This is a genomic window from Nocardia yamanashiensis NBRC 100130, from assembly GCF_001613325.1.
GTDB classification, from domain to species: Bacteria; Actinomycetota; Actinomycetes; order Mycobacteriales; family Mycobacteriaceae; genus Nocardia; species Nocardia yamanashiensis.
In genome coordinates, this window is record NZ_BDCD01000008.1 from 149,217 (window position 1) to 160,432 (window position 11,216).

General features: G+C 70.9%; 6 protein-coding genes. 3 read left to right on the top strand and 3 right to left on the bottom strand.

Features of this window, described 5'->3' with window-relative positions; all coding sequences use genetic code 11:
* Positions 1-3 precede the first annotated feature (3 nt).
* Complete coding sequence (locus NY1_RS08920; RefSeq protein ID WP_067710358.1) at positions 4-3,105, bottom strand: helix-turn-helix transcriptional regulator; 3,102 nt, start codon at positions 3,103-3,105, stop codon at positions 4-6.
* A gap of 406 nt (positions 3,106-3,511) precedes the next feature.
* Between NY1_RS08920 and NY1_RS08925 the strand changes: the two genes are divergently transcribed.
* Positions 3,512-6,193, top strand: coding sequence for a helix-turn-helix transcriptional regulator (locus NY1_RS08925; protein ID WP_084534790.1), 2,682 nt, complete (start codon positions 3,512-3,514; stop codon positions 6,191-6,193).
* Between the two features lie 119 nt (positions 6,194-6,312).
* Entirely contained in the window at positions 6,313-7,401 is a 1,089-nt protein-coding gene (locus tag NY1_RS08930) for a hypothetical protein (RefSeq protein ID WP_067710360.1), read from the top strand.
* Here the strand turns inward: NY1_RS08930 and pgi are convergent, their stop codons facing one another.
* The gene (pgi, locus tag NY1_RS08935; RefSeq protein ID WP_067710362.1) at positions 7,402-9,042 is read right to left on the bottom strand and encodes a glucose-6-phosphate isomerase; all 1,641 of its coding nucleotides are present in this window, start codon (positions 9,040-9,042) and stop codon (positions 7,402-7,404) included.
* Between the two features lie 226 nt (positions 9,043-9,268).
* Between pgi and NY1_RS08940 the strand changes: the two genes are divergently transcribed.
* Entirely contained in the window at positions 9,269-10,720 is a 1,452-nt protein-coding gene (locus NY1_RS08940; RefSeq protein WP_067710364.1) for an NAD-dependent succinate-semialdehyde dehydrogenase, read from the top strand.
* 145 nt (positions 10,721-10,865) lie between these two features.
* Here NY1_RS08940 and NY1_RS08945 read toward each other — a convergent pair whose 3' ends face one another.
* The gene (locus NY1_RS08945) at positions 10,866-11,171 is read right to left on the bottom strand and encodes a chorismate mutase (protein ID WP_067710366.1); all 306 of its coding nucleotides are present in this window, start codon (positions 11,169-11,171) and stop codon (positions 10,866-10,868) included.
* Positions 11,172-11,216: the final 45 nt, after the last annotated feature.

Below are 11,216 nucleotides of genomic sequence, written 5' to 3' on the forward strand. Positions count from 1 at the left end.
GGACTACTCCTCCTCGATCGGCACCAGCCGCGCGAGCTCCACCCGGCTCCGCACTCCCAATTTCGGGAATGCCCGATACAGGTGATGCCCCACCGTCTTAGGACTGATCGACAATCGCGCTCCGATCTCGTTATTGGTAGCGCCCCGCGCCGCCAGCCGCACCACCTGCATCTCCTGCGGCGTCAACACGTCCAGCACACCGCTTGTTCCGCGTGTGGCAACGGTCGCTTCCGTGTGATCAGGCCGGTTCCCGGGTGTATGGCGACGTGGTGCCGGTGGCGAAAACAGCCAGCCGGTCTGTACTTTTCGGATGGCGGTGATGCGTTGACCGGTCGCGGCACCGCATCCGCGCGGATCATTGTCGACATCGCGGTCAGCCGACCGGGATTCGGAGATGCCTGCGCCGTCGAGCACGGCCGCGATCCGGGATGCGGCGGCGGCGCGCCGGCCGCGGCCGTTGGTATCCGGAGCGTTTCGGCTGCCGGGGGCGTTCGGGACGTGGGTATCGCCGGATCCGCCTCGAACGGTGGCGAGTTCGTTCCACTCCGATGTGGGCTGGGCGGCAGTGCTGTTCGCACCGTCGCCCTGCTCGCCCCGGATCGGCACGCCGCCGGCGGCACACAGTTCGGCGTAGGCGCGGTCGGCCCAGGGGCGGGCGCGCAGGCGCTCGAAGGTGACCGAGGCGGAGCTCAGATGGGTGCGGGCGGTGAGGAGGCGGCGATTGCGGCGGAGCCATTCGCCGTAGAGCAGTTCGGTGCGGGCGTGATCGAACCGGCGTTCGGCGGTGGCGTGCAGGGCGAGGGCCTGTTCGAAGCGGGCGGGGTCACCGTCGAGCAGGGCCTGGCAGCGCAGGCGCAGGGCGCGGATCCAGGTGGTGCCGGTGGCGTCGGCGAACGCGGCGAGAGCGGCATACGGTGCGGCGGCGCGGTCCGGGGTGCGGTGGCGCACAGCGGCTTCCACGCGGTCGGCGAGCAGGTGCGGCCATTGGCCGAGGGGGCGCAGGGGACCGGTGCCGAGCGCTTCGCCGCGATGCACGGCGGCCTCGAAATTGCCCTGGGCGAGATCCAGGAGCAGCAGCGCCCATTCGCAATGCGCGGCGTCGATGGTGTTGCGGCCGCGTTCGGCCCGCCGCGCCTGGCGTTCGGTCAGTTCCCGGCAGCGGTCCGCGTCGCCCCGAATGGCATTGAGCACGGCCAGGATCGATTCGGCGTGCAGCACCCGGTTCGGGAGTTCGCCGCCGTCGTTGAACCGGCCGACGTCCAGGCAGGACGCTTCCGCGGTCTGCGCGGCGAGCAGGCAGGACGCCTCCGCCGCGGCGAACTGGCCGAGGAGCAATTGCGTGGTGGCCAGCGAGGCGTGCACGGCGGGCGTACGGCAGATCATGCCGCGCGCGGTGTAGGCCCCGGCGACCTCGAGCAGCAGCTCGTGGGCGTCGTCGGTATCGCCGGTGAGCGCGGCCAGCAGCGCCAGCAGGAAACGCAGCGCCGGATCGGGCAGGTCCCGGCAGGCCGCCACCGCCGCCCGGATGGCCGCCGCGCCCGCCTCGAATTGCCCGGTGAACAACAGATTCGGGCCTTCGACGGCGGCCAGCAGCGGTGCCCACGCCGTATCCAGCCGGAGCTCGCGCATGCGCCGCACCGCCGTCTGCGCGGCGGGCAGATCGCCGGTGGTCCAGGCCGCGCGGGCGGCATCCATCAATGCCACCGCCGCCTGTTCGGGATGGGTGGCGGCGAGCTCGTCGGCCGCGCCCAGCGACAGTTCGTAGGCGGCGGCGATGGACCCGTATTCGAAGGCCATGCGGGCCCGCAGGTTTCGCATAGTGGCGCGGTCGACGACATCCAGGGCGGTCGCATCGATCCGATCGGCCTGCGCCAGCGCCTGTTCCGGACGGCCCGCGTCGGCGAGCGCCTCTACCGCGCGAATCCGCCGGGCGCCGCGCCGGATTCGATCCGGGCTGAGATTCGCGGCCCGCTCGAAAGCGGAGGCCGCGGCGGCATAGGCGGCGCGATCGTAGGCCCGGTCCGCGGCGGATTCCAGTGTGGCGGCGACGGTTTCGTCCGGGGCGGCGGTGGCGAAGGCCAGATGCCAGGCCTGCCGGTCCGGGTCGCCGGCCAGAGCTTCGGCCAGCGCGGCGTGGACGGCCAAGCGCTGGGTGAACGGGGCCAGCTGGTAGGCCGCCGCCCGTTTCAGCGGATGCCGGAAGGACACGGTGTCGCCGGAAACCGAGACCATGCAGGTGCGCTCGGCCGCCGTGAGCGCCTCGTCGCCGAGCCCGAGCCGCCGCAGCGCGCCCCGCACCACCCGCGCGTCGCCGGTCTCCTCGGCCGCCGCGACCAGCAGCGCCAGCCGGGCCGTTTCCGATTGCGCGGCAATCTGATCCTGATAACCGAGCCGGAGCCGATCCGGCAGCGGCAGCGGCCCGATGGGATGGGCGTCGAGGTCCATGCGCGGCAATTCCAGCACCGCCAGCGGATTTCCGGCCGCCTCGGCCAGCACCCGATCGCGCCGCTCCGGCAGCAGCGCGGGAAAGCGATCCCGCAGCAGCGCCCGCGACTGCTCGGCATCCAACGGCGACAGGCGCATCCGCTGCGTCACCCGCGGGGCGTACGGCGGCCGGGCCGCGAAGATCAGCAGGGCCCGGTCGCCGCCCAGCCGGTGCGCCGCGAACAGCAGCGCGTCCGCCGAGGGCCGATCCAGCCATTGGGCGTCGTCGATCAGGCACAGCAGCGGCCCTGCCGCCGCCAGTTCCGCCAGCAACGCCACCGTCGCCCGACCCACCATGAACCGGTCGATGGGCGTCACGGCGCTCAACCCCAGCGCCCCGCGCAACGTGTCGCGATGCACCGCCGGCAGCTGCTCTACCCGATCCAGCACCGGGTACAGCAGCAATTGCAGCCCGGCGAACGGCAATTCGGATTCGCTCTCGATCCCGGAGCAGCGCAGCACCCGCCAGGAGTCGTCCACCAGCTCCGCGGCGCGCCGCAACAGCGCGGATTTCCCTTCGCCCGGATCGCCCAGCACCGCCAGCGCCCCGCCCCGGCCGTCCGCGGCCGCCGCGATCAGCGCATCGATCCGCCCCAGCTCCGCCGACCGGCCGTAAAGCATGGTGCTCAAACTGTTTCGGTCGTCTCCCGGTAGCTCTCCGCCTGTTGCCTGGTCCCTCACTTTAGGTCATTCGCCCGATACCACCCGCCACGTTTCAACCCGCAGCATCGTCATATGGGTAAGTACGCCGCGCCGGGGCGCTTCCCCTCATGAACCGAAGCCGCCGATGATTCACGCCGCATCGAATGGATATGCCTACCGTGGCCGCCCGATGCGGAAGTCGCGGCGGCTTCCCTGAACTGAGTGCTGGTCGGCCGGTTCGGCCCATCGCGGTTCCCAACCGCCGCGACGCCGGACCGGCGGGCACCCCCGCAGCGCTCGGGCGGGGTCTCGGAGGCACATCCCTCCGGGGCCCCGCGCTTCCCTTCGTTTGCTCCCGATCCGGCCAGGGGCTTAGGTTGTCGATGTGCTGTACGGTCGGTTTCGCGAAATGCAGCAGCTCGGCACCCTGCTGGATGCCGCCGCCGCGGGCCGCAGCGCCGTATCGGCACTGGTCGCCGAAGCCGGCGAAGGCAAATCCGCACTGCTGCAGTACGCCCGGGAACTGGCCGGCCCGCATTGGCGGGTGCTGCGCTGTTCCGGCGTCGAGAGCGAATCCGAACTGCCCTTCGCGGGCCTGCAGATGCTGCTCGGCCCCGCCCTCGAACGCATCGACCATCTGCCCGATCCGCAGCATCGCGCGCTCGGCGGCGCGCTCGGGCTCTGCCCTTCGGACGGCGCCGACCGCTTCCTGATCGGCGTCGCCACCCTCACCCTGCTCGCCGAACTCTCCGCCGACGGCCCGGTGCTCTGCCTGATCGACGACGCCCAATGGCTGGACCGCCCGTCCGCAGACGCGCTGCGCTTCGCCGCCCGCCGGCTCGGCGCGGAAGGCATCGTCATGCTCTTCGCCGCGCGCCGCGAATTCGATTGCGGCGGACTGCCCGAACTGCGCCTCGGCGCGCTCGACGCCACCGCCGCCGCCGAACTGCTGCACGACCGCTGGCCCGGCCTCACCCCCGACCAGCGCGACCGGGTGCTCGCCGAGGCCGCCGGAAACCCGTTGGCGCTGCTGGAATTCCCGCACATGAACCGGGACGCCTCACCCGCCGAACCGCTGCCGCTGCCGGTACGGCTGCAATCGGGTTACGAACAGCAGATCGGGCGGGAGAACGAAGGCGCGCGCATCGCCATGCTGGTGGTCGCCGCCGAGGAGAGCGGCGACCTTGGCCTGGTGCTGCACGCCCTGCAACTGCTCGGGCACGGCGCCGACGCGCTCGCCCGCGCCGAACAGGCCGGCATGGTGGTGATCACCGGGCAGGCCGTGACCTTCCGGCATCCACTGCGGCGCTCGGCCGCCTATCACGCCGCCTCCTTCACCCAGCGGCTCGCCGTGCACGCCGCCCTGGCCACCGTGCTCGCCGACGATCCGGCCCGGCGTGCCTGGCATCTCGCCGCCGCCAGCACCGGACCCGACGAATCCGCCGCGGCCGCACTGGAAGCCGCCGCCGAACTGGCCCGCGAACGCACCGGGCACGCCTCGGCCGCAGTCGCCCTGGAACGCGCGGCCCGGCTCACCCCCGATCCGGCCGCCCGCGCCGGGCGCATGGTGCTCGCCGTCGAGGCCGCCGCGTACGGCGGGCACACCGAGCGCGCGCAACGCCTCGCCGACGAAGCCGAACGGCTGCCGCTCGGCCCCAGCGAACGGGCCCGGGTGGTGGGCACGCGGGGACTCATCGAATTCGAATTCGGTTCGCTGCGCCGGGCGCATCAGCTCATGCTCGACGCCGCCGGGTACGTCACCGAGGCCGAACCGGCGCGGGCCTCCTGGCTGCTGGTGGAGGCCGGGCGCATCGCCTGGACCGCCGGCGACGCCGCGAGCTGCGTGGTGGCGCACGATCGGCTGGCGGCGCTGCCCGCGGACCAGGTGGCGATACCGCTGTCGGCGCTGCGCGGCGGAATGGCCATTCTGGAGGGCGATCTGGCCGAGGGCGTCGCCCTGATCCGGGCCAATGTCGCGTTCGCGCCGGCGGTGCCGCTCGAAATGATCTCGCTGCGCATGGCTTTCGCGCTCCAGGCCGCGCTGATCGGCGATATGGTCAGCGCGCGTGAGCAATTGACCGAACTGTCCGATGTGGTGCGTGATCGCGGCATGGTCGGCTGGTGGCCCACCATCGGCTGCACGCTGGCCACCGCCGAGTTCATTCTGGGGCGCCTGCGCGAAGCCGAGGTGATCGCCGCCGAAGTGGTGCGCATCGCGACCGATATCGGGCATCCCAATCGCGTCGCCGGGGCCGAAGCCGTCCTGGCGCTCATCGCCGCGCTGCAAGGCGACGAACAGCGCTGCCGCGAACTGGCCGAACGCAATCTGCGCAGCGCCACCGGCGATCACAGCGCCGTCGACGCCACCCATTGCGAATGGGCGCTGGCGCTGCTCGACCTCGGCCAGGGACGGCACGGACAAGCCCTCGAACGGCTCGAGGCGCAACACCAGTTGCCGTCGCAGGCGCGCGGGCACTGGCTGGATCTGCTGTCCGATCTCGTCGAAGCGGCCGTGCGCGCCCGGCAGCCCGGACGCGCCGACGCCGCCCTGGCCGAAATGACGGAGTGGGCCAAGGCCATCGACAGTCCGTGGGCCGACGGTCTGGTGTGCGGCTCGCGGGCCCTGCTGAACGGGGACGGCGCGCTGTTCGCCCGCGCGCTGGAACTGCACGCCACCGCCGAACGCTGGTACGACCACGCCCGCACCGCGCTGGTCTACGGCGAATGGCTGCGCCGCGAACGCCGGATGGCCGAGGCCCGCACCCAGCTGCGCAAGGCCCTGGAGACCTTCGACCGGCTGGGTATGACGCCGTGGGCCGAACACGCCCGGATGGAATTGCGCGCCGCGGGTGAGGGTTCCGTGCCCGAACCCGAGAACAATGTGGTCGCGCTGCTCACCCCGCAGGAACTCCAGGTGGTGCGGCTGGCCGCGGAGGGCGCCACCAACAAGGAGATCGCCGCCCAGCTGTTCCTGAGCCCGAAAACCGTGGGCCACCACCTGTATCGGGCGTTTCCCAAGCTCGGCGTCAGCAATCGGGTGGAGCTGGCGCGGCTGCGGCTGGCCTGAGCGCCGGGCGCGCCGCCTGGCGAGCCGTGCGGAACCGCCACCACCGCAGCGGGATTCGATTCACAATGATCGGGTAACCGTAGGTACGGGGGTTCCGCATCGCCACCTCGGGGGAGGCCATGGTCACCGCACACCAAGATCCCGGGCGCGCCGGCGAATCCGGAACCGTGGTCGATCGGGTCTTCGCCGCGCTGCTGGTGTTCTGCGCGACCCTGGCGCTGGCCGAACTGGTCGCCATGCTGCTCGGCGACGCGCGCGATCGGTATCAGACCTGGTATCTGGACGCGCTCATCTATCTGCCGCCCGGTGGGGCGATTCTGCTGGTGGGGGCGCTGCTGGTTCCGCTGGTACGGCGCCGCCGCTTCCGGGCCACCCTGGTGCGCGGCATCGGGGCGGTGGCGATCGGGCTGCTCTTCGGCAATGCCCTGTGGGCGGGGCTGAAACTGTCGGTGGTACTGGATTCGAGCCTGGAGCTGAACCGGACCGGACTGCTGGTTCGCTTCTGGGTCAGCGTGATTCTGGCCGGGGTGTCGGCGCTGGCGGGGGTGCTGGGCGTGCTGGCCGCCGTGGTGGACCGGCCGCGCGGAACCGGCGCGCGCTCCGGCGTCGGCCCGCGCGTGGCCCGATCCGATCGGCTGCTGGCGTTGCTGCTGCTGACCGGGGTCCTGGCCGCCGTGGCCGGCACCTTTCTCACCCAGTGCTATCTGCGGACCCGGCTGGAACCGACACCGTTCTCGTTCGGCGAGACCCAGACCCGGGTCGATGCCTTCACCGCGCTGGACCTGCTACCCAGCCTGCACGTGTATCTACCCTGGCTGGGAGTCTGGGGCGGGGCCGGCGTGCTGCTCGCCATCGGCAGCCAGTACCGGCTGACCACGCCCCGGCCCGAACTGCGCACCGCCGCACTGCTGTTCGCGGGCGTCGGGCTGGGACCGGCCGTGCACGTGCTCGCCGCCGACTGGGCCACCTACCGGGACCGGCACGAATACCTGTATCGCGGACTGCTCGAAGTCCGGCTGGGCCCCGGCTGTCTCGCGTTCGTGCTGGCGGGGGTGCTGCTGAGCGCCGCGCTGGCCGCCGGGTTCCGGGTGCTGACGCATCCGCCGGCGGACCCGGATCCGGCTGTCACCGAGGCGGATTCGACGCCGGCTCCGGACACCCCGCCCGCCGCGGTGGAGCCGGAGCCGTACACCATCGACGACTGGTGATCAGTCGCGGTGCTCGCGGTACCAGCGGATCAGCGCGTCGGTGGACGAATCCGCCTGCGGCTCCGGCGCTTCGGCCGAGGTGAGCAGCGGCTCCAGCGCCAGCGCCTGCTGCTTGCCGAGTTCCACGCCCCACTGATCGAAGCTGTCGATGCCCCAGATCGCGCCCTCCACGAACACCTGGTGCTCGTACAGGGCGATGAGCTGTCCCAGCACCGACGGCGTCAGCTGCGGGGCCAGAATCGCGGTGGAGGGGCGGTTGCCCGGCATCACCTTGTGCGGCACCAATTCCGGCGGGGTGCCCTCGGCGGCGATCTCCTCGGCGGTCTTGCCGAACGCCAGCACCTTGGTCTGGGCGAACAGATTGCTCATCAGGATGTCGTGCATGCTGCCGGTGCCGTCGATGGTGGGCAGATCGTCGGTGGGACGGGCGAATCCGATGAAATCGGCCGGCACCAGCCGGGTGCCCTGATGCAGCAGCTGGTAGAAGGCGTGCTGGCCGTTGGTGCCCGGCTCGCCCCAGAAGATCTCACCGGTCGACGAGGTGACCGGGGTGCCGTCGGCGCGCACCGATTTGCCGTTCGACTCCATCGTGAGCTGCTGCAGATAGGCGGGAAAGCGCGCCAGATCGTTCGAATACGGCAGCACCACACGCGATTCCGCGCCGAAGAAATCCGAGTACCAGAGGCCGAGCAGGCCCAGCAGCACCGGCGCGTTCGCGTGCAGCGGCGCGGTCCGGAAATGCTCGTCCACGGCGTGCATTCCGGCCAGGAACTCGGCGAACCGCTCCTTGCCGATCACCGTCATGACCGACAGGCCGATGGCGGAATCGACCGAATAGCGGCCGCCCACCCAATCCCAGAAGCCGAACATATTCGCGGTGTCGATACCGAAGGCCGCCACCCGATCCGCGTGCGTGGACACCGCCACGAAATGCTTGGCCACCGCCGCCTCGCCGAGCGCGGCCACCAGCCAGCGCCGGGCCGCCGTGGCATTGGTGAGCGTCTCCAGGGTGGAGAAGGTCTTGGACGCCACCACGAACAGGGTGGTGGCGGGATCCAGGCCGTCGAGCTTCGAAACCAGGTCGGCGGGATCGACATTCGAGACGAAGCGGGCGGAGATGCCTGCGTCGGCGTAATGCCGCAGACCCTGATACACCATGGCGGGCCCCAGATCCGAGCCGCCGATACCGATGTTCACCACGGTCGTGATGCGCTCACCCGTCGCGCCGCGCCACTGGCCGGAACGCACCGAATCGGTGAATTCGCCCATGCGCCGCAGGACTTCGTGCACCTCGGCGTCGATCTGCTCGCCGTCCACCACCAGGTTGCCCCCGGCGGGCCGCCGCAGCCAGACATGGCCGACCGACCGGTCCTCGGAGGTATTGATGCGCGCACCCGCGAACATGGCGTCCCGGCGCTCCGCCACCCCGGCGGTCTCCGCCAATTCGACCAGCAGGTCCAGGGTTTCGCGCGTCACTCGATGCTTCGAATAGTCGATGTGCAGATCGCCCACCCCAACGATCAGCTCCCGCCCGCGCTCGGTGTCCTCGGCGAAGAACTCACGCAGATGCCGACCCGCGATGGACGCATGATGGTCGTGCAGTTTCCGCCAGGCCGCCGATGCGGTGATGTCGCTGCTCACGTTCGCCGAGGGTACAACCCTCTCCTGCGACCCGCAGGTAACAACCACCAACTCGCGGGTTGTCTCGGGTGGGAAGGACGCACAAAGCTCGCGGCCGTCTCGTTCTGGACTGAGCGGAGCGGGGGAGCGAAGCGGAGGAGCGGAGGGAGGGAAGAACGAGACATGAGGGCCGCGAGCCTTCCCGAAGCGAAGCGTAGGGAAATCGGACAGAGCATAGGCTGGCGGGATGGTGTCGGAACGCGAAGTACTCGAGTCCATTCCTACGCAGCTCTGGATCGGCGGGCCGGTCGATGCCACGGGAGGCAAGACCTTCCCGGTGCACAATCCGGCGACGGGGGAGACCCTGGTCGAAGTCGCCGACGCCAGTCCCGAGGACGCCGTGCGCGCGCTCGACGCGGCCGCTGCGGTGCAGGCCGAATGGGCCGCCACCCCGGCCCGCGAGCGCGGGGAGATCCTGCGCGCGGTCTTCGAGGCCATCACCGCGCGCGCCGAGGAATTCGCGCTGCTGATGACCCTCGAGATGGGTAAGGCGCTCCCCGAGAGCCGCAACGAGGTCCGCTACGGCGCGGAGTTCTTCCGCTGGTTCAGCGAGGAGGCCGTGCGCGTGCACGGGCGCTATCAGCACGCGCCCGCCGGGACCGGCCGCATCCTGGTGCACAAACAGCCCGTCGGCCCCTGCCTGGCCATCACCCCGTGGAACTTCCCACTCGCCATGGGCACCCGCAAGATCGGCCCCGCCCTGGCCGCCGGCTGCACCATGATCGTCAAGCCCGCCGGCGAAACCCCGCTGACCATGCTGGCGCTGGCCAAGCTGTGCAGCGAGGCGGGTCTGCCCGACGGCGTGCTGTCGGTCATCACCACCAGCCGCTCCAGCGCGGTGACCGCCCCGCTGCTCACCGATCCGCGCCTGCGCAAGCTCACCTTCACCGGCTCGACCGGCGTCGGCAAGAAGCTGGTCGAGGCGTCCGCGCACGGCCTGCTGCGCACCTCCATGGAACTCGGCGGCAACGCCCCCTTCGTGGTCTTCGACGATGCCGATCTCGATGCCGCCGTGCAGGGCGCGCTGCTGGCCAAACTGCGCAACGGCGGCGAAGCCTGTACCGCCGCGAACCGATTCCACGTGCAGAACTCGGTGCGCGCCGAGTTCACCGAGAAGCTGGTGGCCGCCATGGGCGAATACAAACTCGGCCCCGGCACCGACCCCGCCACCACGCTCGGGCCGCTGGTGAACGAGGACCAGCTGAACACCGTCACCGAGCTGGTCGACGACGCGGTCGCGGCGGGCGCGGAGGTGAAGCTCGGCGGTAAGGCTCCGGGCGGTCCGGGCTGGTTCTATCCGGCCACCGTGCTCAGCGATCTGCCGGCCTCGGCGCGGATTCTGCGCGAGGAAGTGTTCGGACCGGTCGCCCCCATCGTCGGCTTCGATACCGAGGAAGAGGGCCTGGCCGCCGCCAACAACACCGAATTCGGCCTGGTCGCATACGTTTACACGCGGAGCCTGGACCGTGCCCTGCGCGTCGCCGAGGGCCTGGAGACCGGCATGGTCGGCGTCAATCGCGGCGTCATCTCCGACCCGGCCGCGCCCTTCGGTGGCGTCAAGGAATCCGGGTTCGGCCGCGAGGGCGGGTTCGAGGGCATCGAGGAATATCTCGACACGAAGTACATCGCCCTGCCGTGAGGCTTTCCGGGCGCGGCCGGTCGGCCGCGCCCGGGCCTGTTCGCCGGTGGGCGGAAATGAAGAACCGCCCCGGGGTTTACACACCCGGGGCGGCCTGGGGCGGGGTACCCGCGCGTCAACGTAGGTACCGCGTGGTTCTAGGGGGTTAGTGGCCCAGCCGGCCGCGACCCAATCGCAGCAACAGCATGGCGAGGGTGTGACCCTCCTGGCCCAGTTCGCTGAAGCGCTCGAGCACCTTCATCTCACGGGAATGCACCAGCTTGGGGCCGCCATTGGCCATGCGCGTGCGGCCGATGATGCGCGAGACTTCGGTCCGCCGTTTGATGGCGGCCAGGATCTCGGCGTCGAGCTTGTCGATCTCCTTGCGAAGCGTGTCGATCTCCGCTTCGGAGGGCAGGGCGGCGTCCGCCCCGGTGGCAGGCTCGGTTTGTCCCGTAGTCGAGATGCTCATGCTTTCACTCCTCGTGGTCCCGAACATCGATCGGCCGGTAGTCCC